A 24,840-nucleotide genomic window follows, 5' to 3' on the forward strand; every position below is an offset into this window, starting at 1 on the left:
GCTATGCAGGCCGCAGCTAGAGTAGCATTACACCTGCTAATGATGAGAATTGTTACTATGTCTGAGTCTCTGGTACGTCTGGACCTGCATCCGCTGGCCGATCACAACTGGCGTGAACGCTGTCGCACGCAGCTCAACCAGCAAGGTGCGCTGGTGTTACGTCAATTTTTACAGCCCGCCGCTCTACAGGCGATCATTGAGGAAGGTAACGCCCAGCGCCATCTGGCTTACCATACCGTCAGCAAACATAACGTCTATCTGATGAAGCCTGATGAGGCATTGAGTGCCGATCATCCCCGCAATCGTGATGTCATCAGTACCAAAGGCTGTATCACCGATGATGCCATTAAGGCAGATTCCCCCCTGCGTCTGCTTTACAATGATGCGCTGTTCCAGTCGTTTTTATGCGATGTATTGGGCGAAGCGGCGCTCTATCCTTATGCCGATCCGCTGTCATCCATCAACCTGCACTACGCACCACACGGCCAGGAGTTAGGCTGGCACTTCGATAATTCGTCGTTTGCCATCACGCTGCTGGTGCAGAAACCGCTGGCGGGCGGCGTGTTCCAGTACGTGAAAGATCTGCGCGATGCCGATGCCGGTGAGATGAACTATGACGGCGTTGCCGCCGTGCTGGATCAACGTCAACCGGTGGATGCGCTGGCGATTGACGCTGGCGATCTGGTGCTGTTCCGTGGTCGCAATTCACTGCATCGTGTCACGCCAACCGAAGGTGAAGTGACGCGTATGTTGGCGGTGCTGGCTTATAACACCGCCCCAGGGATTGCCTTGTCGGAAACCGCGCGTATGACGTTTTACGGACGGTTATAAACCGATAACCCTTGCGTAGCGGCGCGATATATCGCGCGGCTTTTTCCTGCATCGTGCGCAGAATTGCGCGATAAATCGCGCCGCTACGGGGAAATCATCATGATAATGATGTATTCAGCGCACGCCAGCCTCGCAGAAAAATCTGCTGAGTACGAAACGCCACCAGCGCGCGCCAGTCTGCATCCGCTGGCCAGAAGCCTTCCACCAGCGCCTGCTTAATCACCTGGCCCGCAGCGCTGGCAGGATCACCATACAGATGCAGCCAGTGATCCTCCCGCACCCGCTGATGCATCTCTTCTCCGGCATAGGTACCGCACTCCACCACCAGCGGTAGAATGGTGGTATCCGGCAATGAGGTCAGCAGAAATTGCGACAGATACCCGGTAGCCGTTGCGGTCACACCGGTTGCGCTCTCTCGCCCGGCACCGGTAAACAACAACGTCAGCCACTCACCGTAGATATCTTTGCCCCAGTCGTGGGCCGGATAATGTTGTTCGGCGATCGACAGCAGCATCGGATGTCCCCACGTCCCTGCCCCCGTATGCAAATCAAAACTGAGGATGGTGGTGGCCCGTGACAAATGCTGCGCGATGATCGTCTGCATGGTGCGATAAGACCAGCTCGGCTGATAGCCGCCAAAAAAGAAACCGTCATCGGCAACGTATTGCCCCGCTTCCACCACGCGTTTCACCCCCTGCCAGCCGTCATGCGCCAGCGCCGTCGTCAGTTGCTGGTCGGCGCGGGTGCGGTCGCCGTGGTAGATATCGTGCCACTGCGCGTAGCCCGGATTGGCCGGTAGCGGTTGGTTGAAGTCAACAAAGTTACGGTTGAGATCGATATTGTCTTCATTGACCCGGCGCAGATGCGCGGCCCCCCACGGGTTGAGCAGATGGACCATCAGCACGGCGCTGTCTGCCGGTAATGCATTGGCGTCCAACGCCTCCAGCCAGGCAATTTGGCAATCCGAGCCGTAATAACCTTCCACGCCATGAGTGCCGGAAACCACCAGCATCAGTCGCGAAGCCGATGCCGGACCGATTAGCGCCACATCGGTATAGAGGTTTTCACCTTGTGGGCCTGGCAGTGGATGGGCGTAGGATGAGATAATCGTTCCTGTGCGTTCGGCGGCGGCCAGGAAGCGGGTACGCTGGGGTAAATATTGCGGTAGTAACATGGTTTTATGGGTTCCTGCGGATCGTAGCGGCGCGATAAATCGCATCGCCACGATCATCTGTCACATGGATAATCAGGGATAGACTTTAAATTTGAAGTACTTCTTCGTGAGTTGGTCGAAGGTGCCGTTTTTATGTATTTCCGCCAATGCCGCGTTAATCATCTTCAGATTGGCCTCATCCCCTTTGCGTAATGCAATGCCAACGCCATCACCAAAAATCTTCTTGTCGGTCAGGGTGCCCTTAATGACGTAATCCTTGCCTTCCGGTTTAGTGAGAAAACCCTGCTCGACAGAAACCGCATCACTCAGGGTACCATCCAGTCGACCGGCGATCAGATCCGGGTAGACCTCCATTTGGTTAGGATAAGAGACCACGTTAACTCCCTCCGGTGCCCATTTGGTTTTAGCCCAAGTTTCCTGAATAGTCCCCTGCGCCACGCCGATGGTTTTGCCACGCAAACTGGCAACATCGGTAGTCAGTTTGCTGGCGGCAGGTGCCAGCAACGCGCTCGGTGTGGTGTAAAGCATATCGGTAAATGCAACCTGCTGACGGCGCTTATCCGTCATCGCCATCGCGGACAGGATCGCATCGAATTTTTTTGCCTGGAGCGCCGGGATGCTGCTGTCAAAACCCATTTCTACCCACTGGCATTTCACCTTTGCCTGAGCACAAATGGCGTTTCCGAGGTCAATATCAAACCCCTGTAATGAGCCATCGGCGGCTTTCGATTCAAATGGCGGGAATGTGGGATCAACACCCAGTCGTAACGTTTGCTGCGCCTCAGCAAAGTGGGTAAAAGCGGTGAGCGAAAGCAGTAAAGCAATGGACAGGCTCTTTTTCATTGTAAGCTCCGAAATGCAGGTGGTTTTCAGCACGACATGCAAATTTAATAACATGACGTTCCTGTTGCCACCAGCGAATTACGGCGATTTACTCAGAGCAAAATCTTATATTTGTTAGATAGTTAGCCCGATTTTATACGCCGTTAAGTTTTGCTTAACCGGCGTATAAAACGGATGGCTGCCATCATCAAATAAAGGTAAAAATCTCGTCACGCGGCAGGCGGGATTTCGGTAACGCCGCGTTGAAGTCTTCATCACTGCGATAGCCCAGTGACACCAGCACCACGCTGGTCAGCCCTTTTTCACGCAGTCCCAGCGCCTGATCAAGCGCACGCTGGTCAAAACCCTCCATTGGCGTGGCATCAATACCTAGCATCGCCGCACCCAGCAGCAGGCCGCCCAGTGCCAGGTAAACCTGTTTTTCCATCCATTGCGGGATATCACGTTGTTCATAGCGATGGATATCTACATAGCCACGACGGCTTTTATCCTGCCCGGCCTTCGCCTCCGGTTTCAGAAAGCGACCATCCTTCTCTTCCTGTGCCAGCACATTTTGCAGATGCGCGTCATCAAGGTCGGTGCGCATGCACAGCGCGATGACGTGCGAAGCATTCAGCACTTTGGGGCCGTTATAGACGAACGCCCCCTGGGTCGACTGAGCAATCTGCTCGCGCCCTTGCGCCGTGGCAGCCACCACAAAGTGCCAGGGCTGAGAATTGACTGATGACGGGCTGTTGCGCAGCACGTTCAACAGGGTTTCGATCTCAGCGTCCGGCAGGTTTTTACCCGCAGCAAAGGCTTTCACCGTATGGCGACGCGCCACGGCATCATTCAGCGTCATAGTCTTCTCCAGAACAGTCACAGTTGAGATGGCACTACCCTATCCGCTTCGCTAACCCCACGGTTAACGAATTGTGTTTCAATACGTTAAAAACCACTCAGCACAATTTTGCCGCGTGCTCGGCCGCTTTCGATTAAGGCATGAGCCTTACGCAGATTGGCAGCATTGATGGTGCCATGATGAGCACCTGCGGTGGTTTGCAATGTTCCTGCGTCAATCAACGCGCTGACTTGCTGCAAAATATCATGCTGACGCTGCATATCGGCGGTATGGAACAACGAGCGGGTAAACATCAATTCCCAGTGCAGTGAGATGGCTTTACGCTTCAACGGCACCACGTCCAGCGACTCAGGATCGTCAATCAACGCCAGTTTGCCCTGCGGAGCCAGCACATCAATTAACTGTGGATAGTAGCTGTCGGTATGGGTCAGGCTGGCGACATAGCGTACGTCAGCAATGCCTGATGCGGCCAACTGCTCAGCTAACGGTTTGTGGTGGTCAATAACATGGTGTGCGCCGAGTGAACGTACCCAGTCTGCCGTTTCCGGACGCGACGCTGTGCCAATCACCGTTAACCCGGTCAGCTTCGCCGCGAGTTGCGTCAGCATCGACCCTACGCCGCCACCCGCGCCAATAATCAGCAACGCCGCATGTTCTTCCGGCTGCACTTCCAGGCGATCAAATAACAACTCCCAGGCGGTCAAGGCGGTAAGCGGCAGTGCGGCGGCATCAGCGGCGCTCAGCGATTGCGGTTTATGTCCGGCGATACGCTCATCCACCAGGCCATATTCAGCGTAACTGCCGGGCCGAGTGATATCACCGGCATAAAAGACTTCATCACCGGGTTTGAACAGGGTTACGGCTTCGCCCACCGCTTCCACCACGCCCACAGCATCCCAACCGAGAATGCGGGGTTGATCGGTTGGCGCACCGGCACGCACCTTGGTGTCCACCGGATTAACGGCAATGGCGTTAATTTTCACCAGCAGGTCACGCGCACCCGGCTGCGGTTTCGCCACATCGAGATCGTAGAGGGCATTTTCATCAGAAATCGGTAAACCGTTTTGGCTGTAAACAATGGCTTTCATGCTGAGGTTCCTTATTCTTCAAGGGTTTTAGCGAATAACGCGTAGCCTACGCCGCCTTTGCAGGGTTAAAAACGCCACTTGCAGAGCAACACTTTCACTTTTAGAGTGAAAATCCACTGTCGCTGGGATGATGCAATGATTCGACTGGAAGATGTGACCTTATTTGTACGCTCCGCCGCGCTCGGTAGTTTTTCCCGTGCCGCGCGTGAGGCCGACCTGTTGCCTGGCCAGGTAAGCGCCGCGATTCAACGCCTGGAACGCGAGTTGGATAAACGGCTGTTTGCTCGCTCCACCCGAAGCCTGCGATTGACGGCGGAAGGAGAGAAATACCTGCCTTATGCGCAGGAGATGCTGGCACTGATGCAGGCCGGTGCTGACAGTTTGCAAAGCCAGGATGATGCGTTGTCCGGTGAACTCAAGATCGCGCTACCGTCCGATATCGGCCGCAATATCGTGCTGCCGCTGATAACCCAGTTTTGCCGCGAACACCCGTCCCTGTCGGTGCGATTGTCCCTTTCCGACCAGATCAGTGATGTATTCCGTGATCCGGTCGATATCGCTATCCGTTACGGCAAACTTGACGATAGCAGCTACGTCGCGCTGCCGCTGGCGGAGGATAATCGTCGTGTACTGGTGGCCGCCCCCGCCTGGCTCGATCAACATGGCCGCCCGGAAAAACTGGAGGATCTTGCCCACCATCATTGCCTGCTCTTTGTCATGAACGGCCATGTGTATGACAAATGGACCTTTCCTCAGGAAGGCATGCGTCGTCAGATTACGGTAAAAAGCCGCTTATTATGTGATGACGCTGACGTGGCGCGCCGTTGGGCGGTGGCAGGAATGGGGATCGCCTATAAATCCTGGCTGGATGTTTGTGGTGATGTACAGGCCGGTCGGCTGGAAGTGGTGCTTCCGCACCAGCCTGGTGAAAGCACCCCACTGCATCTGATCTGCCCTCATCGCAAACAGTTCTCCCCGGCGATTCGCGCCTTGTATCAGGTGTTACGCACCCATCTGCGCGCGCTGACCGCGCAATTGGCTGCCTGATGGCTTCTGCGCGAAAAATCGCGCCGCTACAACCCGCACGACATCGTAGCGGCGTGATTTATCACGCGTTTTGACCTGTCTCACTGTGACAGTTGCACCTGTTACACCCTGTCACAGCGAGACAGCCCCCGCGCAGAATCGCCAACTTAATTTATTGATTTAAAATATAATTCCTCATCACTCACCCTGGCACAGTTCTCGCTATAGCCACGCTGAGCTTCTGCACCGGCCACCCGCGTGGCAATGGACAGAAATAATGCCAGCCTCAAGGAGAACAACATGAAAGCGGCACGTTGGTATAAAGCACGCGATATTCGCGTCGATGATATTGAAGAACCCCAGGTCACTGCCGGTAAAGTTAAAATCAAAGTCGCATGGACCGGCATTTGCGGTAGCGATTTGCATGAATACATCGCGGGTCCGATTTTCGTCCCAGTGGAAAAACCCCACAAAATCAGCCATGACATCGCTCCTATCGTCCTCGGCCATGAGTTTTCCGGCCAGGTTGTTGAGGTCGGTGCAGGTGTCACCAAAGTGAAACCCGGCGACCGCGTAGTGGTCGAGCCGATCCTCTCCTGTGGCGAATGCCCGGCCTGTCGCGAAGGCAAATACAACCTGTGCGGCGACCTCGGCTTCCACGGTCTGTCCGGCGGTGGCGGCGGTTTTGCCAGCTTCACCACCGTGGCGGAGCATATGGTGCACCGTATGCCAGATGCCCTCTCTTACGAGCAAGGCGCGTTGGTGGAACCGGCGGCCGTGGCGTTGCATGCCGTGCGCATGAGCAAACTGAAAGCGGGCGACAAAGCCGCCGTGTTTGGTGCTGGTCCGATTGGCCTGCTGGTGATTGAAGCTCTGCGTGCCGCAGGCGCTGCCGAGATCTACGTGGTGGAACTGTCCCCCCAGCGCGCAGAGAAAGCGCGTGAACTGGGTGCCAAAGTGGTGATCGATCCCAGCAAAGAAGATGCCGTGGCGAAGATCCGCGAGTTGAGCAACGGCGGCGTGGATGTGGCTTATGAAGTGACCGGCGTTCCAGTGGTGCTGAAACAATGTATCGACAGCACCACCTACGAAGGCGAAACCATCATCGTCTCGATCTGGGAAGGCGAAGCCTCCTTCCATCCCAACAAAGTGGTACTGAGCGAACGTAGCGTCAAAGGTATCATTGCCTATCGCCACATTTTCCCGGCGGTGATGGAACTGATGGCCCAGGGCTACTTCCAGGCCGACAAACTGGTGACGAAACGTATTGAACTGGCCGACCTGGTCGAACAGGGATTTGAAGCGCTGGTGAAAGAGAAACAGCAGGTCAAAATTCTGGTGCGCCCACCGCAGTGATAACCCTCGGGCCAGCCAGGCTGGCCCGTCTCTATTGCCGCTCTGGCAACTGAATACCTAACCGTTGCAGACGACGATACAGTGTCATGCGGCTGATACCGAGCTGGCGTGCCGCAGCGCTGATATTCCAGTGCACCGTGCGCAGTTGACGCAACAACGCTTCGTGCTGGTCATCGCTCGCAGGCGGCTGGAATGGCGCGACAAAGCACAGCGTATCAGGTAAGTCGTCCCACTCAATGACCCCGCTTTCACACATCGCCAGCGCGTACTGCAACGCATGATTAAGCTCACGCAGGTTCCCCGGCCAGCGATAATTGACCAGTGCCTGACGTGCCCGATCGCTGAGTTGCGCCCGACCTGCCAGCATCTGCTCAATCAGCCAGTTGATATCTTTCCGTTCCCGCAGTGGTGGCAGGTGAACGCAGGCGCCTTGCAGGCGGTAAAGCAAATCTTCGCGGAATAACCCGTCAGCGACCCGTTGCGCCAGTGGATGGTGCGAAGCCGACAGCACGCGGATATCCACCTTTTGCGGCTGGCGCGCCCCAATGGGCGTCACTTCCTGCTCGGACAGCACGCGCAGCAGACGTGTCTGCATCTCCAGCGGCATATCGCCGATTTCATCCAGAAACAACGTACCGCCCTCGGCTGCCTGGATCAGGCCGCGTCGCGCTTTACTCCCCGCTCCGGAAAAGCTGCCGGGCAGATGGCCAAACAATTCGCTTTCCAGCAGGCTGGCGGGAATTGCCGCACAGTTAACTGCAACGAATGGGCCTTTGCATCGTGGGCTGGCCTGATGAAAAGCGCGGGCAAAATACTCTTTACCGCTACCGGTTTCACCCTGCACCAGCACATGCAGCGATGAGTCGAGCAAACGCGTGGCACGGCGCAGCTGTTGATCAAGTTGCGGGTCGCCACCGCTTAACGCGGCGAGCTTTGGTGACAACGTCACGCCTGTTGCGGGCGTTGGCCGCACCGGGTGTATTGTCTGCGCATAAAAACGCTGCTGTCCGCTGATATCTTCCAACTGCGGGGTATAAAGTAACTGTTCCATCGGGCCGGGAAACAGCGCGGAGAGCGGTAACCCTAGCGGTTGTGGGTGCGCTTTCAGCCAATGCCTCGCCGCCGGATTCAGTCCTGTCAGACGACCATGCGCATCAAACGCCAGCAAAAACTCCGGTTCGATATCATGCCAGGCAGGATTGCGGCTCAGCTTCAGCACCCAGTCGTGACGATGGCGGTGCAGCAACCAGGCATTTTCAATTTTCTGTGCCTGCTGCTGTACCAGTTGCATCACCAGATGCTGGCTGGTACGCGGCTGTGGTGAGGTCAGCGCAGAAATATCCAGTACCGCCTGGAGATCACCCTGGGAATCGAACAACGGCACGGCGCTGCACGTCAACGGAATATGAGTCGCATCAAAATGGTCGGTTTGATGGATGGTGATGGCCTGCCGCGTGGCAAGCGCCGTACCCACGGCACAGGTGCCGGATAGCGCTTCTGACCACTGCGCGCCAAGAAACAACCCCGCGCGCCGCAGGCTGATTTCTGCGTTAACGTCGCCAAGATAATCAACAGCAACGCCCTGGGCATCGGCCAGCAGCAAAATGTAACCGGCCGGGGCAATCTGTTGATAAAGCTTATCCAGGCCCGGCTGCGCGACAAACCGCAGTTCTTCCAGCTGTTGACGATGCTCACGCAACTGCCCCGCAGGGAGAATACGCGCTTCCTGCAAACGGCTGGGATCGAGGCCGTGGTGATTGACACAGCGTAACCAGGATGCCTGAACGGCATCACTGCCTTGCGGATTCAACACCTGTGCCGACGTCGCCTGCTCGACGCTGGCAACCACGTTGGCGATATGTTCGCGCTGGCTCAGATTCACAGCCTTTCTCCTGCGTTACACCCCGGATAAGTGGAGCCACAGCATAGCGAATCAACACCTAATTAACAGATCTGGCGTAGAAAAATGTCACCTGGCACGATATAACCCTAAATCGGGACTTAATCCGCCACAGAGGAAATTATGGCGCTTTCACACGAACTGATGTTGATCTACACCACCTATTTTGTGGCTACTGCCAGCCCGGGTCCGAGCAACATGGCGATTATGGGCACAGCGATGAAACAGGGGCGTGGTGCGGCCCTGTCACTGGCGGGCGGTGTCATTAGTGGCTCAATGCTGTGGGCGCTGCTGGCGGCCTGTGGCGTGCTCACCGTACTGGCAACCTTTGCGCAGTTGCTGCTGGCGCTGAAGATCGGCGGCGGGTTGTATCTGCTGTGGCTGGCAAGCAAAGCCGGGCGTTCTGCGTTACGTAAACCAGATGCCCTGGAATTTGCGCAGCGCAGCGGTGAACGTGCGCACTATGGCCGGATGTTTCGCCAGGGGCTGTTGATGCATGTCGGTAATCCCAAAGCCATTCTCACCTGGGTGGCGATCATGTCGGTGGCATTGAAACCGGAAGCGGCAGCTTCCACCTTGCCGATAATTATCGCGGGATGTGCGGGGATTTGTGTGCTGGTGTTCTGCGGATATGCGCTGCTGTTTTCCACGGCACCGATGGCGACATTCTATCGTAAAATCCGTCGCGGTCTCGACGCATTGCTGGCCTGCTGCTTTGCGGTTGCCGGGCTGAAACTGGTGTTCAGCCGCACTTAGTCACTGGCGTCATTGCGTCGCGGCGCGATTTATCACGCTGTTTTCACCCACACGATAAATCGCGCCGCGACGAATTTTGTTTAAATCAGGAATTGCCCGGCTTGCTGTCGGCCACTTCACTGAACGCCGGTTTCTGTTTGGACACAGAATAAACGACGTTTTTCGGACCTTTCGGATCGGTTGTCACGTCCACAGACTGAATTGTCACACGGCCAAAACCAAACAGCGTTTGCACGTAGCCACCGATTTTGTGTTTACCGGCTGAAACGTGGATCAATTTATCTTCGCCTTTCGTCAACAGACCGGCGTCCTGACCATCTACCGTCACATAAATCGCAGAACCATCATCGGTACGTGTCACTTCATGGGTAACGTTGATGATGGTCGGGCCTTGCTCGAACGGCGACGCGATATCATTCGTGGAGATAGGGGCCGGAGTCGTAGTCGACGCAGTGTTGCTGGTGGCGTGGCGCGCGCAACCAGTCAGTAATGTCGCAGCCATCAGGCTGGCAAGTGTAAGACGCGAAAACATCGTGACGAAAAACCTATTCTGAATAAGAAGCATTTATTTTAGCGTGTGACGAGAAGTGATGACAGTCACACAAATCCAGTATTTTCCGAATTCAGACGCAATCCGAACAGTGCATCGCACGCAATGCCAAAAGGCGGCGGTTTTCCCGCCACCTGCTGACACGAGATGATTGCGTGATACATCACGCCGCTACTGCAACGCGTAACGCGTCATCGGTGCCACCTGCTGAATCAGCCCATTCGCCTTCATATATTGCGCGAAAGCCTGATAACGCTGCGTATCCAGCGTTGCGCTATGGCTGGCAAAATACGGCAACGTCGCCTGCCAGCCCTGACGATTCAGTGGCGTATTCAGTTCAGGATATTGCTTAATAAACGCCTGCCATGCCTGCTCAGGGTGTGCGCGTAACCAGGCGACACCGGCATCCAACCCGCGCAGAAACGCCGGGATACGTTTATCCTGCGCCGCCGTTTTCTGATTCGCCAGAATGATCAATTCGTCATAAGCCGGAACGCCAAAATCTTCCGGCTTAAAGACTACCGGCTTCGCGCCTTTGTCTTGCAGGTCCAGCAACTCATAGTTGCGGTACACCGTCATGGCCCCGTCAATTTTGTGCGTCAGCAGCGCCGACACCGCATCCATATTAAGGTTGATCAGTTTCACCGAATCCGGGTCAACCCCCTGCGATTTCAGCATGTTGTGAATAGCGACATCCTCAAAGCCAGGGATGGCATAACCGAGCGATTTCCCGGCAAAATCCTTGAGTGAATGGATATCAGCGGAAACGGTGGTCAGGGTGTTTAACGGCTGATTGATCAGCGTACCCACGCGAATGACCGGGACGTCTTTATCCACCAGCGTGTAGAGCTGCGGTTGATAGCTGATCGCCAGATCGGCCTTACCGGCCGCCAGTAGCAAGGGCACTGAAGCGGAGTCAGCCGGGGCGATCATCTCCACATCCAGCCCCTCTTTTTTAAACGCGCCGCTGTATTGCGCGGCAAAAATGGCCGCATGATTCGGGTTAACGAACCAGTCGAGCAGCAACCGAACTTTTTCGTTCGCCTGAGCAACGCTGGAGGTTACCAGCAGTAATAACGCGGTTATCACCGTACCGAGGTTTTTCAAAATGCATCCTTATGTTGAGTGCCAGAGGGTTTTCTTACGTAGCAGGGCGACGCCGCCAGACAACAGCAACGCCAGAATCAGTAACAACAACAGCGCGGCGAAGCTGGTGGCGGTTTCCAGCCGGGCGTTGGACTGCATCATCAGGTAGCCCAGTCCTTCGCTGGCCCCTACCCATTCGCCAATCACCACGCCAATCGGCGCCAGCACCACCGCCATCTGTAAACCGGAGAAAAATTGCGGCAGCGCGGCAGGCCAGCGCACCTGCCAGAACAGGCGAAAGCGTGAAGCATTGAGGGTTTGCGCCAGCTCCAGCCAGCCCGGCGGTGTGCGGCACAGGCCATCAAACAAGGAGATACACAGAGGAAAGAACAGGATCAACGCCGCCACCACCACTTTGGACGCGATGCCAAACCCCAGCCACAGCACCAGCAGCGGGGCCAGCGCAAACACCGGAATCGCCTGGCTGGCGGTGACCAGCGGAAACAGCAAGCGACGTATCGTTGGACTTCCCGCCATCAGCACGGCAAAAACTATCCCCGCACCGACGCCCAACAACAGCGCCAGCACCATTTCCGCCAGGGTATATAACAAGTGATGCCACAGCAGCGCGCGATGCAGCCACAACGCCTCCAGCACCGCCTGCGGCGCGGGCAACAGAAAATTTGGCACGCCACTGTGGCGCGCCAGCAGCCAGGCGCATAACAACACCGCCAATAAGTAAATGGCGCTAAACAGATTTTTCTTCATCTTGATTCAATCGGGTAAACAATTGGCCCTGCGCCTGCAACAGGCCGGGATCATCGATCGTGCGGGGAGCCGCGCCGTCTGGCACCGGCCAGGCTTCGATCCGCAACGGCTGGCCACTCAGCAGCAGAATGTCATCCGCCATGCGGCAGGCTTCCAGCGGGTCATGCGTCACCAGCAGCACGGTTTTCCCCTGCAACAACGTTGCGGTCAGCGTTTGCAGGCTGAGTTTGGTCATCACATCCAGAGTGGCAAAAGGTTCATCCATCAGTACCACATCGCGTTCGGCGTACAGGGTGCGCGCCAGCGCCACGCGTTGCCGCATACCGCCAGAAAGCGTCTCGGGCCGGGCATGAGCAATATCGGCCAGTTTGACCTGCTCCAGCAGATGCAAGGCCCGTGCGCGGTCTGGCTTTTCGCCATTCAGCCGTGCCACCAACATCACGTTGTCCTGCACCGACAACCACGGATAGAGCAAATCCTGCTGCCCCATCCAGGCCACGCTGTCGCTGATGCCACGTATGCTGCCCTGTTGCGGTTGCAGCAAACCGGCCACCAGACGCAGCAAGGTACTTTTGCCAATGCCGCTGCGCCCCAGCAACACCGTGGTTTTACCGCCACGCAGCCGCAAATCGAGGTGCTGACATAGCGGGTGCCCTCCCCAGCTAAAACTGAGATCGTGCAGCGAAATATCGGGGTTCATGGTCGATTGGCCGCCAGAATCGCCAGTCGGGTGCAGCCACGCTGCGCCAGCGCGCTTGCCGCCTGGGCAGCACGAATACCGCTGGCGCACACCAGCACAATGCGCCGATCAGCAGGTGGCTGCCAGGCGTCAAGTTGTTGTGGCAGAATGCGTTGCGCCCAGGCCGCCACGCTAACCGGGGCTTCCTCGCGACTCCGCAACTCGACAATGCAATCTTCAGCGCTGAGAAGTCGGGTATCAATAAAGGGTACGCCGGGTTGATCCGGCTCGCCTGCGCCATCAAAACGGAACTGGCGAAAATGCCAGTGCACAAAATCGCAGTTGACCAGGCAGCCCAGCGGCGAAGGTGCAAACCCCAGCAACACGCTGAGTGCCATCTGCGCCTGTAACGCCCCGAGCGCGGCGACGGCCGGTCCCATCACGCCTGCGGTGTTGCAGTTGGCTGCGCTGGTGGGTAAACATGGAAATAGCGCGCGGTAACTCGGGGCTGAGCCGCAAAATCCGCCGACATAACCCTGTCGCCCCAGTACCGACGCGCTGATCAGCGGGATACCCACTGGATGGCAGGCATCCGACAGTTGATAGGTCACGGCGAAGTTATCCGCTGCGTCGATCACCAGATCGATATTATGTAGCGCCTGCTGCACATTGCTGGCGGTTAAGGACAACGGCAACGGTTCCACCCGCACCAGTGGGTTACGCCGCAGCAAGGCGCGCTGCGCGCTGGTGACTTTAGGTTGCGCCACATCCTGCATATCAAACAGCGTCTGACGGTGCAGATTGTGCAGCGCCACCTCATCGTCATCGTACAGGCGGATATAACCGACACCCGCTCCCACCAACAACGGCAGGAGCGTGGAACCCAGCCCACCCGCGCCCACCACCAGCACCCGAGCCTGACTCAGCCGCTGCTGCCCCTGCTCGCCAATCTCTGGCAACATCATCTGACGTTGGTAGCGATCCATGATTACCCCCCTCCGCCGAAGGTCGCCAGGCCAAAGATCGGCGTGGAGGCGGCAGCCATATCGCGTTTCTCCATCAGGCCACCGTCATGGGCAGCTTTTCCTGCCTCGATCGCCTGGCGAAAGGCTCCTGCCATCCGCACCGGGTCACCCGCTTTAGCCACTGCGGTATTGAGCAAAACGGCATCGAAACCCAGCTCCATTGCCTGTGCTGCCTGCGAGGGGGCACCGATGCCCGCATCGATAATCAACGGAACATCACGGAACCAGGCCCGCATCGCGCGCAGGCCATCAATGTTACGTAGCCCCTGACCGGAACCGATGGGTGCGCCCCACGGCATCAGCACTTCGCAGCCGGCTTCAAGCAATTTTTCACCGACAATCAAATCTTCAGTGGTGTAGGGGAATACCTGAAAGCCATCGGCGCAAAGGATGCGTGCCGCTTCCACCAGCGCGAAGGGATCAGGTTGTAGCGTGTCGGCATGGCCGATCACCTCCAGCTTGATCCACGGGGTGTTAAACAATTCACGCGCCATCTGCGCTGTGGTCACGGCTTCCTGCACCGTGTGGCACCCGGCGGTGTTCGGCAGCACGCGTACATCCAGTTGCGCAAGTAGTTCACGGAAGGCGGCCCCAGCGGCCCCTTCACGCCGCAGACTGACGGTAATGATTTGGCTGCCGCCAGCCGCAATCGCCTGCTGCAAAATTGCCGGTGAGGGATAACCTGCGGTACCAAGCAGAAAGCGGGATTGTGGTTCAAAGCCATAAAACATCATTAGCCCCCCTGCATTGGTGATAACACTTCGAGCTGACAACCCTCTTCCAGTTGCTGACTGTCGTAGCGGGATTTGGGGACAAAAGTACCGTTGTAGGCGGTTGCCACGCAGGCCACATCAATCTGCTGCTCACGCAGCAGTTCGGTCAGGGTACGGGCGGCCGTCAGCACCGGGCGACCGTTAAGCTGAATATTCATGAAGTTGTTCCGAGGTTAAACGCTGCATCAGTTGTTCCGCCATCAGCGGAGCCAGCAGGAAGCCGTGGCGGTACATCCCGTTAAGGTAAAATGTCCCGTTTTGATAGTGGATTTCCGGCAGATTTGCCGGATACGCCGGACGCAAACCGCTGGCGCTTTCGACAATACGCGCTTCGGCCAACGCCGGGTGGATGGCCCAGGCCGCGCTCAGCAACTCCATCATGGCGCGGGCGCTGATCGGGCTGGCATCATGGCTTTCGACCATAGTTGCACCGAGCATAAAATGGCCGCCGCGACGCGGCACCAGATAGCAGGGAAAGCGCGGATGCAGCAGACGAATCGGGCGTGAGAAGCGCACCTCATCGCTGTGTAAAATCAACATCTCGCCCCGCACCGCCCGCAGGCCTGGCAACGCTGTTGCCGCATGGATGCCCCGGCAGTCAATCACCTGCCCCGACGGCTTCCCGTGGTGAAAAGCCACCCCACGTTGCTGCAACTTTTCACGCATTTCATTCAGTGCCAGGCGAGGATCGAGATGCCCCTCCTGCGCAAAAAACAGACCACGGGCAAAGCGCCCGGCGAGGGCTGGCTCCACGTCTGCCGGATCAATCCATTGATGTTGTTCGGTCATGCGGGCAAAGCGGTTCAGTTCCTGGCTGTCGCGTGGTGGTGCCACCACCAGCGTGCCCTGATGTTCAACGCAACTGACGCGTTGCTGCCACCAGGTTGCGGAGTGCTGCCCCAGCTCGATGACGGCCCGTGGTGCGCTTTCTGCTTCACACCAGGGTGCGAGCATACCCCCGGCAAACCAGGAGGCGGGCTGACGCGTGTCATCGCTAATCACTTCAAGCTGTTCACCGCGTTCGGCAAGTAAGGTCGCCACACACAGACCCGCAACACCGCCACCGAGTACAGACCAGCGGCTCATAGCGGGTATTCCGTAATACAAAGGGGAGAATTCACATCGGCCTCTCAGTTTTCGCACTGAGACCCGGGATACAGGAGGAGGGAAATGACACGCGCAACGGAAAAACGTCCCGATGTCAGACAGCCGAGATGACAGGCTGTCAGTCTTCCTACGCCAGTATCAACTGGGTCAGGTTCAAAGGGTCGCTAAGCCGCGCAGTGCGCTTTTAGCCTCTCAGTCTCTTGAGCGAGACTCCCCCGACGCGTCTATTTGTATTGCAGCCGCCAGGCTACGTCAAGTGTAAGCCCGGCAACAAAGCCTAACCTTTAAAAATTCCCTGTTTCAGGTTCATCCATTTTTCTCCATGATTTGCGCGTATTCTCGTCCCCTCATCCTGAAATCCGGCAGGTAAATTATGTGTGCTGATTCAATCATTTCAGCCATTCTGGTGTGTGTATTCGGCGTGATTATTCTGTGGGTGGTGTTCTGCCCCTGAGCCGTCAGGCAAAATAAGAGTAGCGATGCCAGGTGAGCAGCGGAATTTTGCTGTCACTGAACGACTGACCGCTGCCCGGCTGTTGCAACAGGGCGAGGCACAGATCGATCTCCTGACGAATATCATGGCCGAGCACCAAATCCAGGGTGCCGTTCTCCAGCAGCAGTCGGCTCGCTTCACTCAATTCATGGCCGATAAATATCACCTGATCCTGTACGCCAAAATCGGTTAACGCGCGCGCCACCCCTTCGTTACCGCCTGCGGTGTTGTAGATCCCTGCCAACGGGTTCCCCCGCTCCAGCCATTTTTTTACGCTGAGATACGCGGTTTCCGCTTCGTCGTTAATGTTGACGCGATCACGAATGGTTAACCAGGGGAATGCCTCGCGCAACACGCGGCGAAAGCCAATCTCACGCTCCTCCTGGGTACGATAGGTCGAACTACAAATCAGCAGAATATTGCCCGATTGCTGTGCGGGCAGCATACGGCCCATAAACCAGCCCGCAGTGGCTCCGGCAGCGACCTGATCAATACCCACATAGGCGCTGCGCCGCGAATTGGGCAGATCGCTGGTCAGACAAATGACCGGGACTCCATCATCAATCGCCGCTTTAACCGCACGATTTATTTTTACCTCATCGCGACACACCAGGATGATGCCGCTACTGGTGGCGGCTCGCCGGGTAATCAGTTGGCTGAAGCGTTCGACATTGAATTGCACGTTCGGCACGCTATCGAGGCTGAAATGGAGCTGGGGATAATCACTGATAGCAGCGCGTACCTGTTGCTCCACCTGATGGAGAAAACTGGAACCGGATTCGCAAATAATCGCAATGCGCGTTCTGTTAACACTCGGGTTGCCGGTATCTGCGTTCAATCCCAGCCGCTGCATCGCGTCTGCCACTTTTTTGCGCGTCACTTCCCTTACGCCTTCGCGACCATTCAGCACCCGGTCAACGGTGGCGGGACTGACGGCAGCTTCCTGCGCGATTTGTTTGATCGACGGCGATTTCCAGTGATGTTGCTTCATGGCATGTCCTGATGTCATCTACCTCACAGGCAATCAGTATCCGTACATCCTGGCAAAAAGCAAAATCAATCAACCACATGAAATAAAAAGAATTATTCACATTTGATGTTAGTTACATCAAAAAAGCCTGTGATCTACCTCATCAATTCATCACGCCGCCGGGGCTTTGTTTTGACTTGATCTGCGCCCGCATCGATTAATAACGCCACAACCTTTCTACCCCCGAGGAATAACCAATGCTGAATATCGCTTTATTGGGTGCCGGTCGTATCGGCCAGATCCACGCAGGAAATATCGCCGCCCATCCGCAGTGTCGGCTGGCGTATGTTATGGATGTCTATGCTCCGGCAGCGACAGCGTTGGCCGAGAAGTATGGCGCGACAGTTGCCGACCTCGCCACCATCCTGGCAGACAGCAGCATCGATCTGGTGGCGATTTGCAGCGCCACCAACACCCATGCCGATTTGATTGAAGCCGCCGCCAGAGCGAACAAAGCCATCTTCTGTGAAAAACCGGTCGATCTCAGCCTGGCGCGCGTGCAAAGCTGCCTTGCCACGGTGCGGGAAGCAGGTGTGCCGTTGATGATTGGTTTTAACCGCCGATTTGATCCCAGCATGGCACACCTGCAATCCAGCCTGCGCGCCGGGGAGATTGGCAGCACCGAGCTGGTGACCATCAGCTCGCGCGATCCGGGTGCACCACCGCCGGAATACGTGAAAGTCTCCGGTGGCTTGTTCCGCGATATGACGATTCACGATTTTGATATGGCACGCTGGTTACTGGATGAGGAACCGGTCTCGGTATATGCCTCCGCTTCAGCGTTGGTTGATCCCCAAATCAAAGCGGCAGGCGATGTCGATACCGCCGTGGTCACCCTGACCTGTGCCAGCGGCAAAATGGCGGTGATCACCAACAGCCGTCGCGCCAGCTATGGTTACGATCAACGCATTGAGGTCCACGGTAGCGAGGGGATGTTAGCAGTGACCAATCAACTGGAAAGTCAGTTGGTGAAATCGGTGGCGATGGGGGTCGTGGCGCAAAAACCGCAGCACTTTTTCCTGCAACGCTACGCCGAAGCCTATCGCAACGAGTTAGCGACCTTTATTGAGGCACTGGCAAAAGGGGAAGGAGAATACCCGAGTGGGAATGATGGCTTGCAGGCCCTGCTGCTGGCTGATGCAGCGCTGGCATCGTTGAAAACCGGTAAACCGGTAGCACCGGCATCGTTGTTATAAGCGACAAAATTTTGCACCTATGTAGCGGCACGATTTATCGCGCAAATGAGAACAGAGGAGGCCATCAGGCCTCCCCTTTATAACTTAACGCTGAGGATGATTCACTTCCAGCGGACGCAGATCAAACACCAATACTTCCGCATCTTTGCCGTTAGCGAATTGCAGCGCGGTTTCGTTACGTACGCGCGCACCGTCTCCGGCGTTAAACACCACACCGTTCACTTCGATGCTGCCGCGCGCCACATGGATGTAAGCATAGCGGTCGGCATCCAGCGCCAGGGTCTGCTGCTCGGCACCATCAAACAATCCGGCATAGATACGGATATCCTGGCGGATACTCAGCGAACCGGCATCACCCTCGGGCGAGACAATCAGACGCAGCTGACCACGTTTGTCACCTTCAGCCACCGAAATCTGCTGGTAGCCAGGCTGGGTGCCGCGTTCTGCCGGTACGATCCAGATTTGCAGGAAATGCACGTTTTCCGCTTTTGAGTGGTTAAACTCGCTGTGCGTCACACCGCTACCGGCGCTCATCAACTGCACGTCACCGGGGACAATCACCGAACCGGTGCCCATAGAGTCTTTATGCTCCAGCGCGCCTTCCAGCACATAAGAGATAATCTCCATGTTGCTGTGCGGATGCGCACCAAAACCGCGACCCGGTGCCACCTGGTCATCGTTAATCACCAGCAAATCTGAGAAACCGGTTTGTTTCGGGTCCCAGTAGTTAGCGAACGAGAAGGTATGGCGTGAATGCAACCAGCCGTGGTCACCAAGGCCGCGCTGGGCTGACAATCGTTGTTCAATCATGGTCTGCTCCTCAAATTTGTTGGTGGAAGACGATTTCGCTTCCTGATGGGACTCAGTATACGTAAACTGAAACGCCCAACAATGCGTTGCATTGACAATGACTGTCACTAATAAGTGGACAATATGCAGATAGATGACCTGCGCATTTATGTCGCCGTAATTAAAGCCGGTAACTTCACTGCGGCTGCCGAGCAGTTGATGCTTTCCAAACAATATGTCAGCCGCCGCATAGCCGCGCTGGAGGAGTCACTCGGGGCGCGCCTGCTCAATCGCAACACGCGCAAGTTGTCGGTGACAGATAACGGCCAGCTGTTTGCCCGCCATGCGCAGCGCATTCTGGATGATGTGCAGGAAGCGGAGTTGGCGGTATCCGGACGCCGTCAGGTGCTCCAGGGCAGTTTCCGTCTGAGCGTGCCGATGTCATTTGGTATCAGCCATCTTTCGCCCTATATCGCTGAATTCCTCAGCCTGCATCCGGCGTTGCAATTCCAGGTGGAGCTGGCAGACCGCTATGTCGATATGATTGGCGAAGGTTTTGATATGGCGATTCGCATCGGGACCCTGCCCGATTCCACCCTGATTGCCAAAAAGTTGGGTGAGTTTCGTCGGGTGATTTGTGCCAGCCCGCGCTACTTGCAAGGAGCCGATGCACCACGTAAACCTGACGATCTGCTCGATCACGCCTGTCTGCGCTATGGTCGCGAGAGCCAGACCGGCTGGGAACTGTTCCGGGGTGAACAGCGTGAGGTGATTAACGTGCAGGGACCGATGGTCAGCAACAACGGGGAGATGCTGCGCGATGCAGCGATGGCCGGGCTGGGACTGATTCTGTTACCTGAATTTATCGTCGCCCCTGCCCTCGCCAGTGGCGATTTAGTGACGGTGCTGGATGACTGGCACCCTTCTTCGTTGAGCCTGAATGCGTTGTATCCGCAGCATCGTCAGCGTAGTGAGGTGAACCGGGTTTTTATGGCGTTTTTGCAGCAGAAGCTGGCTTAAACGTAGCTATATTCCGTAGCGGCGCGATTTATCGCGCGCCTTTGACATCATGTACGCGGACTGAATGCGCGATAAATCGCGCCGCTACGAATATCATCACGTTTGCTTTGCCAGCAGCGCCGCGCCCCGCATCCCGCCATCATGGGCAAAGCGTCCCGGCACCACCAGCGGCTGGGTGCTACGGCGTAACACATACCCTTGCACCACGTCATCCAGCGCAGCAATCAATGGCGTCACAGATGCCAGCCCGCCGCCGACTACCACCACCGATGCGCCGGTCATGTTGATACAGTACGCCAGCGGTTGCCCCACCAGTTGCAGCCAGGCGGTGATGGTTTTCTCCGCCAGCGCCTCCTGTTGTTGCCAGCGCGCGATAATCTCGATACTGGTCGCCATTGCGCCATGCAACACCCGGTGCAGATTCTCCATGCCGCGAGCACCGCCCCAGCTATCCAGACACCCTTTTTGTCCACAGGGACAGGACAAACGGGGCAGGCGATGCCACTCACCGGCAATTTCTACCTCGGTCAGGGCGATTGGGCCATGTCCCCATTCACCGGTTAAACCCTTTTGCCCGATGATGATGCGGCCATCAGCCACCAGACCACCCCCCACGCCAGAACCCAGGATGGCACCAAACACCACCTTATGCCCCTTACCCGCCCCGGCTAAGGCTTCCGCCAGGGTGAAGCAATCCGCATCGTTATGCACCACTACCTGACGTTGCAATTCAACGCTCAACTCCTGCGCCAGTTTACGTTGATGAAAGGCCGGAATATTGCTGGCGAAGATTTCACCGCTATCCGGTGTGACAATACCGGCAGTGGAGATCGCCACCGGGCTGCTGGCGCTAAAATGCGCGTGATGCTGCTCGATCATGCTGCGCATCAGCCGGATAAATTCAGGCCAGGCGCTGGTCGGCATCTTCTCCTGACCGAGCAAGGTCAGTTCACCGTCTCCCTGCACTTTCCCCAGTTTGATAAACGAACCACCTAAATCGAAACAAATCACTGTATTCATAAACGCTTATCCATCACATCGCGTAAGCCGTCACCCAGCACGTTAAAGCCGAGTACGGTAATCAAAATCGCCAGACCAGGGAAAAGTGACACGTAGATATTCAGACCGAGAAAATTGCGACCATCGCTCATCATGGTGCCCCATTCCGGCATGGGAGGCTGCACCCCCAATCCCAGAAACGACAGGCTGGCGGCAGAGAGTACCACCGCCCCCGCCGTCAGGGTGGATTGCACAATCAGCGGGCCAATCGAGTTACGCAAAATATAGTGGGTGATAATGCGCGGATAGCGCACTCCCAGCATATGCGCCGCCTCGATATACTCCATATTTTTCAGCCCCAGCGTCAGGTTGCGGCTCAGGCGGGCATACACCGGGATGGAGAACAACGAGATGGCGATCAGCATATTGGTTAAGCCTTCGCCCAACACGCTGACAATCAGAATCGCCAGTACGATACCGGGAAAGGCGAAGATGATGTCCATCAGCCACATGATTGCCGCATCCAGTTTACGCCCCGCCAGACCCGAAATAATGCCAAGCGGAATACCGATCACCATCGAAATCGCCACGCTCAGGCACACCTCAAACAACGAGATACGCGCGCCAAAAATCACGCGCGAGAAAATATCCCGACCATAATCATCCGTGCCAAACCAGTGGGCGGCGGAGGGAGCCTGTAAGGTGTTGAGCAGATCCTGTTCAATCGGGTCCCAGTGGGTGATCCAGGGAGCAAGCAACGCAGCCAGCACCACCAGCAACACCAGCCCGCCCCCGATCGCAATTGACGGATACATCGCCAGAAAGTGCAGCAACTTTCTGCTGCGCGAGCGACGCGGCAGCACGGTCGTTTCGAAGCTGTTCATCAGTCGAACCTTATTTTCGGATTCAGCAACCCGATGAGGATCTCACCCACCAGGTTCATCAGTACCACACCGGTCACCGCCACCAGCGTCACCCCCTGAATTACCGGGTAATCACGATAGCGCACTGAATCCACCAGCAAACGGCCAATGCCTGGCCAGTTGAACACCGACTCCGTTACGACCGCCCCGCCAATCAGGCTACCGAAGTTTAATGCCACAATGGTAACGATGGGGATCAATGCGTTACGCAGGGCATGCTTCCAGTGAATGCTGCGTGCCGATAACCCTTTGGCTTTGGCGGTGCGGATATAATCCTGACTCAATACATCAAGCATGCTGGAGCGTGTCATACGGGCGATCATCGCCATTGGCAAAATCGCCAGCGTCACCGTCGGCATAATGTAGTTGCGCCACGAATCCGCCCCCAGCAATGGCAGCCAGCCAAGTTGCACCGCGAAATAGTTCATCGCCAGCAATGCCAGCCAGAAGTTGGCAATCGAGGCTCCGGCAATGGTCAGCACCATCACCACCTGATCCGGGATACGCTGACGATAGATTGCCCCGGTCATTCCGGCGGGGACACCGATGGCGATGGCCAGCAGATAGCCCAGCGCCGCCAGCGACAAGGTATAGGGCAAGCGTTCACTGATTTCAGTCATCACCGGACGCTGCGACTGCAACGACATGCCAAGATTGCCGTGCAACGCTTCCAGGGCAAATTTGGCATATTGCAGCGGCAGCGGCTGATCCAGACCCAGCCGGATGCGCATATTATCCACCGCTTCCTGCGGCGCTTCCGGCCCGGCCATCAGGCGTGCCGGATCGCCCGGCAACGCGCGGATGGCGATAAACACGATGATTGACACGCCAAAGATAATCAGCGGCAGTGACAGCACCTTTTTCGCGACATAGGCTTTCATAACGGATTGCCCTGGGTAGCGACGCGACTTATCGCGCGGGTTTTAAAATAGCGCGATAAATCGCGCCGCTACGAGATGTGGCTGCTCCTGGATTAATTTTTTACCGCGTCGCGCACCACCAGCTGACCGCCGGGCTGCATGGTGACTCCACTGATATTTTTTCGCGCGGCATAAAGATCATCCTGATAAAACAGCAACACTTGCGGGGCGAGGCCGCTGATGCGCTTTTGCGCCTCGAAGTACAACGCCTTGCGTTTGGCGTCATCCATCGTCGACGCCGCAGTGTCGATCAGATCATCGGTTTGCTTATCGGTGAAGAAGCCTAAGTTGGCACCGCCAGGCGCAAAGCTGTTGCTGTGGTAGAGCGGGCGCAATTGCAGGTCGGAGCCATAGAGACCGGAGGACCAGGACGCCAGTACCGCATCGGTGCCCTGCGCCGCTTTCTCTTTACCATCGGCAAAAGCCGCTTTGGTCCAGACGCCGCTTTCCATCTGGCGCACGTTGAGTTTCACCCCCACCTTAGCCCACATGCCTTGTAACACCTGCGCGGTACGCGCATCGGGTGCCTGTACGGCAATCGACATGGCAAAACCGTCGGAATAACCCGCCGCTTTCAGCAGATCTTTGGCTTTTTGCACATCATACGGGTAATCATGCAGGTCTTTATCGTAGTTGGCATCGACCGGGGCCAGTGCCGAGTTGGCGGGTTGCGCGTAGCCAAACATCACTGCCTTACTTAACGCCTGCTGATCGGTGGCGAAGTTCAACGCCTGACGCACCCGGACATCGCTTAACGCTTTACTTTGAGTGTTCAGATCAACCCAGAACACAGCGGCACCCGCTGATTGTTTCAGGTTAACGTTGGGATTGTTTTTTAACATGCCCGCAAATTGAGGCGGCACCGGGTTAATAATATCGACCTGCCCGGATTGCAGCGCCATATTCATTACCGAAGGCTCGCTGCTCCATGTCCATTTAATTTCGTCCGGGCCGGATGATTTACCCCAGTAGTCCGGGTTCTTTTTCTCCAGCACAAATTCACCCGATTTGTATTGCACCAATTTATACGGCCCGGTGCCATCGGCCTTATTATTAATACTGCCCGCTTTATCCGCCTGTGGACTCACCATTAAGCCCGGCCCCGAAGCCAGAATGGTTAAAAATGCCGGGTTTATTTTCTTCAGCTGAAAAGCCACCGTCAGATCGTCGATTTTCTTCACATCCTGAACAAAGGTGCGAATTTTACCGCTGGCCGCCAGACCACGTTTGGTATCGAGATGGCGCTGGAAGTTTTCCACCACCGCATCGGCATTAAACGGCGTGCCATCATGGAATTTCACGTTCGGGCGCAGTTTGAATGTCCAGTTCAGGCCGCTGGTATCCGTGCTCCAGGATAACGCCAGTGCCGGGACAATCTTTCCGTCATCACCGAGACGCGTCAGGCCTTCGTACATCGGATCCAACACGGTACCGGTAAAGGTGGCGGTTTGGTTGCCCGGATCCATGCTGCGCGGAGGTTCGTTCTGCATAATAACCAGTTGGCTGGCAAAGGCGGAAGCGCTGGCAAATAACGACATCATGCAGCCCGCGAGAGTAATGACTCTGAAACGCTTAAGTGTGCTTTCCATGAAGGCCCTCAGATACGATCGGTGAATTAACCGCGTTATATAAGGCATACTTCATAAACAAAAGCCAATACGTTAGTT

The 24,840-nt window shown here is 56.4% G+C and carries 25 protein-coding genes and 1 riboswitch; of the genes, 6 read left to right on the forward strand and 19 right to left on the reverse strand.

Features of this window, described 5'->3' with window-relative positions:
* Positions 1 to 57: 57 nt before the first annotated feature.
* Positions 58 to 831, forward strand: coding sequence for a HalD/BesD family halogenase (locus AC6I8N_RS22500; protein ID WP_415174347.1), 774 nt, complete (start codon positions 58 to 60; stop codon positions 829 to 831).
* A 97-nt stretch (positions 832 to 928) separates the two neighbouring features.
* Here the strand turns inward: AC6I8N_RS22500 and AC6I8N_RS22505 are convergent, their stop codons facing one another.
* From AC6I8N_RS22505 to AC6I8N_RS22520, 4 genes are all read right to left on the reverse strand, one after another.
* On the reverse strand, positions 929 to 2,005 hold the full coding sequence (locus AC6I8N_RS22505; protein ID WP_497830827.1) for a DUF2817 domain-containing protein: 1,077 nt from the start codon (positions 2,003 to 2,005) through the stop codon (positions 929 to 931).
* A gap of 72 nt (positions 2,006 to 2,077) precedes the next feature.
* Complete coding sequence (locus AC6I8N_RS22510; RefSeq protein ID WP_497830828.1) at positions 2,078 to 2,848, reverse strand: ABC transporter substrate-binding protein; 771 nt, start codon at positions 2,846 to 2,848, stop codon at positions 2,078 to 2,080.
* 187 nt (positions 2,849 to 3,035) lie between these two features.
* Positions 3,036 to 3,689, reverse strand: coding sequence for an oxygen-insensitive NAD(P)H nitroreductase (gene nfsB, locus AC6I8N_RS22515; RefSeq protein WP_415174351.1), 654 nt, complete (start codon positions 3,687 to 3,689; stop codon positions 3,036 to 3,038).
* 86 nt (positions 3,690 to 3,775) lie between these two features.
* Complete coding sequence (locus AC6I8N_RS22520; RefSeq protein WP_415174352.1) at positions 3,776 to 4,777, reverse strand: zinc-binding alcohol dehydrogenase family protein; 1,002 nt, start codon at positions 4,775 to 4,777, stop codon at positions 3,776 to 3,778.
* A 135-nt stretch (positions 4,778 to 4,912) separates the two neighbouring features.
* Between AC6I8N_RS22520 and AC6I8N_RS22525 the strand changes: the two genes are divergently transcribed.
* The gene (locus AC6I8N_RS22525) at positions 4,913 to 5,824 is read left to right on the forward strand and encodes a LysR family transcriptional regulator (RefSeq protein ID WP_208726296.1); all 912 of its coding nucleotides are present in this window, start codon (positions 4,913 to 4,915) and stop codon (positions 5,822 to 5,824) included.
* Between the two features lie 279 nt (positions 5,825 to 6,103).
* Positions 6,104 to 7,159, forward strand: coding sequence for a 2,3-butanediol dehydrogenase (locus AC6I8N_RS22530; RefSeq protein ID WP_415174357.1), 1,056 nt, complete (start codon positions 6,104 to 6,106; stop codon positions 7,157 to 7,159).
* Positions 7,160 to 7,190: 31 nt separating this feature from the next.
* Here AC6I8N_RS22530 and AC6I8N_RS22535 read toward each other — a convergent pair whose 3' ends face one another.
* On the reverse strand, positions 7,191 to 9,041 hold the full coding sequence (locus tag AC6I8N_RS22535) for a sigma-54-dependent Fis family transcriptional regulator (protein ID WP_497830829.1): 1,851 nt from the start codon (positions 9,039 to 9,041) through the stop codon (positions 7,191 to 7,193).
* A gap of 141 nt (positions 9,042 to 9,182) precedes the next feature.
* Between AC6I8N_RS22535 and AC6I8N_RS22540 the strand changes: the two genes are divergently transcribed.
* The gene (locus tag AC6I8N_RS22540; RefSeq protein WP_497830830.1) at positions 9,183 to 9,815 is read left to right on the forward strand and encodes a LysE family translocator; all 633 of its coding nucleotides are present in this window, start codon (positions 9,183 to 9,185) and stop codon (positions 9,813 to 9,815) included.
* Positions 9,816 to 9,900: 85 nt separating this feature from the next.
* Here AC6I8N_RS22540 and AC6I8N_RS22545 read toward each other — a convergent pair whose 3' ends face one another.
* From AC6I8N_RS22545 to AC6I8N_RS22585, 9 genes are all read right to left on the reverse strand, one after another.
* Positions 9,901 to 10,347, reverse strand: coding sequence for a hypothetical protein (locus tag AC6I8N_RS22545; protein WP_208726290.1), 447 nt, complete (start codon positions 10,345 to 10,347; stop codon positions 9,901 to 9,903).
* 189 nt (positions 10,348 to 10,536) lie between these two features.
* Positions 10,537 to 11,472, reverse strand: a complete 936-nt coding sequence (locus tag AC6I8N_RS22550) for an ABC transporter substrate-binding protein (RefSeq protein WP_497830831.1) — start codon at positions 11,470 to 11,472, stop codon at positions 10,537 to 10,539.
* A gap of 9 nt (positions 11,473 to 11,481) precedes the next feature.
* Complete coding sequence (locus AC6I8N_RS22555; RefSeq protein WP_497830832.1) at positions 11,482 to 12,219, reverse strand: ABC transporter permease; 738 nt, start codon at positions 12,217 to 12,219, stop codon at positions 11,482 to 11,484.
* Positions 12,200 to 12,919, reverse strand: a complete 720-nt coding sequence (locus tag AC6I8N_RS22560; protein WP_497830833.1) for an ABC transporter ATP-binding protein — start codon at positions 12,917 to 12,919, stop codon at positions 12,200 to 12,202. Before AC6I8N_RS22560 ends, AC6I8N_RS22555 begins: the two co-directional genes overlap by 20 nt.
* Positions 12,916 to 13,884 carry a ThiF family adenylyltransferase gene (locus AC6I8N_RS22565; RefSeq protein WP_497830834.1) on the reverse strand — a complete coding sequence of 323 codons (969 nt, stop codon included), beginning with the start codon at positions 13,882 to 13,884 and terminating at the stop codon, positions 12,916 to 12,918. Before AC6I8N_RS22565 ends, AC6I8N_RS22560 begins: the two co-directional genes overlap by 4 nt.
* A 2-nt stretch (positions 13,885 to 13,886) precedes the next feature.
* Positions 13,887 to 14,654, reverse strand: coding sequence for a thiazole synthase (locus tag AC6I8N_RS22570; protein ID WP_497831171.1), 768 nt, complete (start codon positions 14,652 to 14,654; stop codon positions 13,887 to 13,889).
* Between the two features lie 2 nt (positions 14,655 to 14,656).
* Positions 14,657 to 14,854 carry a sulfur carrier protein ThiS gene (gene thiS / locus AC6I8N_RS22575; protein ID WP_208726275.1) on the reverse strand — a complete coding sequence of 66 codons (198 nt, stop codon included), beginning with the start codon at positions 14,852 to 14,854 and terminating at the stop codon, positions 14,657 to 14,659.
* Entirely contained in the window at positions 14,838 to 15,782 is a 945-nt protein-coding gene (locus AC6I8N_RS22580; protein ID WP_497830835.1) for an FAD-dependent oxidoreductase, read from the reverse strand. Before AC6I8N_RS22580 ends, thiS begins: the two co-directional genes overlap by 17 nt.
* 128 nt (positions 15,783 to 15,910) lie before the next feature.
* Positions 15,911 to 16,030: riboswitch (TPP riboswitch) on the reverse strand.
* Between the two features lie 231 nt (positions 16,031 to 16,261).
* A complete protein-coding gene (locus tag AC6I8N_RS22585; protein WP_497830836.1) occupies positions 16,262 to 17,287 on the reverse strand; it encodes a LacI family DNA-binding transcriptional regulator in 1,026 nt (341 codons plus the stop codon).
* 236 nt (positions 17,288 to 17,523) lie between these two features.
* On the opposite strand from AC6I8N_RS22585, the gene iolG reads away from it, so the two are divergent.
* Positions 17,524 to 18,522 carry an inositol 2-dehydrogenase gene (iolG, locus tag AC6I8N_RS22590; protein WP_497830837.1) on the forward strand — a complete coding sequence of 333 codons (999 nt, stop codon included), beginning with the start codon at positions 17,524 to 17,526 and terminating at the stop codon, positions 18,520 to 18,522.
* 84 nt (positions 18,523 to 18,606) lie between these two features.
* On the opposite strand, the gene AC6I8N_RS22595 is transcribed toward iolG, so the two are convergent.
* Entirely contained in the window at positions 18,607 to 19,332 is a 726-nt protein-coding gene (locus tag AC6I8N_RS22595) for a pirin family protein (RefSeq protein ID WP_415174366.1), read from the reverse strand.
* A 123-nt stretch (positions 19,333 to 19,455) separates the two neighbouring features.
* Here AC6I8N_RS22595 and AC6I8N_RS22600 point away from each other — a divergent pair, with 123 nt between their 5' ends.
* Positions 19,456 to 20,331, forward strand: a complete 876-nt coding sequence (locus AC6I8N_RS22600; protein WP_208726260.1) for a LysR family transcriptional regulator — start codon at positions 19,456 to 19,458, stop codon at positions 20,329 to 20,331.
* Positions 20,332 to 20,427: 96 nt separating this feature from the next.
* Here the strand turns inward: AC6I8N_RS22600 and AC6I8N_RS22605 are convergent, their stop codons facing one another.
* The 4 genes from AC6I8N_RS22605 to AC6I8N_RS22620 form a co-directional block, all read right to left on the reverse strand.
* Positions 20,428 to 21,351 carry an ROK family protein gene (locus AC6I8N_RS22605; RefSeq protein WP_497830838.1) on the reverse strand — a complete coding sequence of 308 codons (924 nt, stop codon included), beginning with the start codon at positions 21,349 to 21,351 and terminating at the stop codon, positions 20,428 to 20,430.
* Positions 21,348 to 22,214 (reverse strand): ABC transporter permease, encoded by an 867-nt coding sequence (locus AC6I8N_RS22610; protein WP_208726256.1) that lies wholly within the window; start codon positions 22,212 to 22,214, stop codon positions 21,348 to 21,350. The genes AC6I8N_RS22605 and AC6I8N_RS22610 overlap by 4 nt, the downstream gene beginning before the upstream one ends.
* Positions 22,214 to 23,134, reverse strand: a complete 921-nt coding sequence (locus AC6I8N_RS22615) for an ABC transporter permease (RefSeq protein WP_497830839.1) — start codon at positions 23,132 to 23,134, stop codon at positions 22,214 to 22,216. The genes AC6I8N_RS22610 and AC6I8N_RS22615 overlap by 1 nt, the downstream gene beginning before the upstream one ends.
* Positions 23,135 to 23,226: 92 nt before the next feature.
* Positions 23,227 to 24,762: an ABC transporter substrate-binding protein gene (locus AC6I8N_RS22620; RefSeq protein WP_497830840.1), complete on the reverse strand. Its 1,536-nt coding sequence runs from the start codon at positions 24,760 to 24,762 to the stop codon at positions 23,227 to 23,229.
* Between the last annotated feature and the right edge of the window lie 78 nt (positions 24,763 to 24,840).

The organism is Pantoea sp. X-Soil-TKNS-1279 (assembly GCF_059730565.1).

What these genes read in the sequence shown, in the direction of transcription:
- AC6I8N_RS22500 (WP_415174347.1), top strand. Translation starts at nt 58, where the DNA reads ATGTCTGAGTCTCTGGTACGTCTGGACCTGCATCCGCTGGCCGATCAC.
- AC6I8N_RS22505 (WP_497830827.1), bottom strand. Translation starts at nt 2,005, where the DNA reads ATGTTACTACCGCAATATTTACCCCAGCGTACCCGCTTCCTGGCCGCC.
- AC6I8N_RS22510 (WP_497830828.1), bottom strand. Translation starts at nt 2,848, where the DNA reads ATGAAAAAGAGCCTGTCCATTGCTTTACTGCTTTCGCTCACCGCTTTT.
- nfsB (WP_415174351.1), bottom strand. Translation starts at nt 3,689, where the DNA reads ATGACGCTGAATGATGCCGTGGCGCGTCGCCATACGGTGAAAGCCTTT.
- AC6I8N_RS22520 (WP_415174352.1), bottom strand. Translation starts at nt 4,777, where the DNA reads ATGAAAGCCATTGTTTACAGCCAAAACGGTTTACCGATTTCTGATGAA.
- AC6I8N_RS22525 (WP_208726296.1), top strand. Translation starts at nt 4,913, where the DNA reads ATGATTCGACTGGAAGATGTGACCTTATTTGTACGCTCCGCCGCGCTC.
- AC6I8N_RS22530 (WP_415174357.1), top strand. Translation starts at nt 6,104, where the DNA reads ATGAAAGCGGCACGTTGGTATAAAGCACGCGATATTCGCGTCGATGAT.
- AC6I8N_RS22540 (WP_497830830.1), top strand. Translation starts at nt 9,183, where the DNA reads ATGGCGCTTTCACACGAACTGATGTTGATCTACACCACCTATTTTGTG.
- AC6I8N_RS22545 (WP_208726290.1), bottom strand. Translation starts at nt 10,347, where the DNA reads ATGTTTTCGCGTCTTACACTTGCCAGCCTGATGGCTGCGACATTACTG.
- AC6I8N_RS22555 (WP_497830832.1), bottom strand. Translation starts at nt 12,219, where the DNA reads ATGAAGAAAAATCTGTTTAGCGCCATTTACTTATTGGCGGTGTTGTTA.
- AC6I8N_RS22560 (WP_497830833.1), bottom strand. Translation starts at nt 12,919, where the DNA reads ATGAACCCCGATATTTCGCTGCACGATCTCAGTTTTAGCTGGGGAGGG.
- AC6I8N_RS22565 (WP_497830834.1), bottom strand. Translation starts at nt 13,884, where the DNA reads ATGGATCGCTACCAACGTCAGATGATGTTGCCAGAGATTGGCGAGCAG.
- AC6I8N_RS22570 (WP_497831171.1), bottom strand. Translation starts at nt 14,654, where the DNA reads ATGTTTTATGGCTTTGAACCACAATCCCGCTTTCTGCTTGGTACCGCA.
- thiS (WP_208726275.1), bottom strand. Translation starts at nt 14,854, where the DNA reads ATGAATATTCAGCTTAACGGTCGCCCGGTGCTGACGGCCGCCCGTACC.
- AC6I8N_RS22580 (WP_497830835.1), bottom strand. Translation starts at nt 15,782, where the DNA reads ATGAGCCGCTGGTCTGTACTCGGTGGCGGTGTTGCGGGTCTGTGTGTG.
- AC6I8N_RS22585 (WP_497830836.1), bottom strand. Translation starts at nt 17,287, where the DNA reads ATGAAGCAACATCACTGGAAATCGCCGTCGATCAAACAAATCGCGCAG.
- iolG (WP_497830837.1), top strand. Translation starts at nt 17,524, where the DNA reads ATGCTGAATATCGCTTTATTGGGTGCCGGTCGTATCGGCCAGATCCAC.
- AC6I8N_RS22595 (WP_415174366.1), bottom strand. Translation starts at nt 19,332, where the DNA reads ATGATTGAACAACGATTGTCAGCCCAGCGCGGCCTTGGTGACCACGGC.
- AC6I8N_RS22600 (WP_208726260.1), top strand. Translation starts at nt 19,456, where the DNA reads ATGCAGATAGATGACCTGCGCATTTATGTCGCCGTAATTAAAGCCGGT.
- AC6I8N_RS22605 (WP_497830838.1), bottom strand. Translation starts at nt 21,351, where the DNA reads ATGAATACAGTGATTTGTTTCGATTTAGGTGGTTCGTTTATCAAACTG.
- AC6I8N_RS22610 (WP_208726256.1), bottom strand. Translation starts at nt 22,214, where the DNA reads ATGAACAGCTTCGAAACGACCGTGCTGCCGCGTCGCTCGCGCAGCAGA.
- AC6I8N_RS22615 (WP_497830839.1), bottom strand. Translation starts at nt 23,134, where the DNA reads ATGAAAGCCTATGTCGCGAAAAAGGTGCTGTCACTGCCGCTGATTATC.
- AC6I8N_RS22620 (WP_497830840.1), bottom strand. Translation starts at nt 24,762, where the DNA reads ATGGAAAGCACACTTAAGCGTTTCAGAGTCATTACTCTCGCGGGCTGC.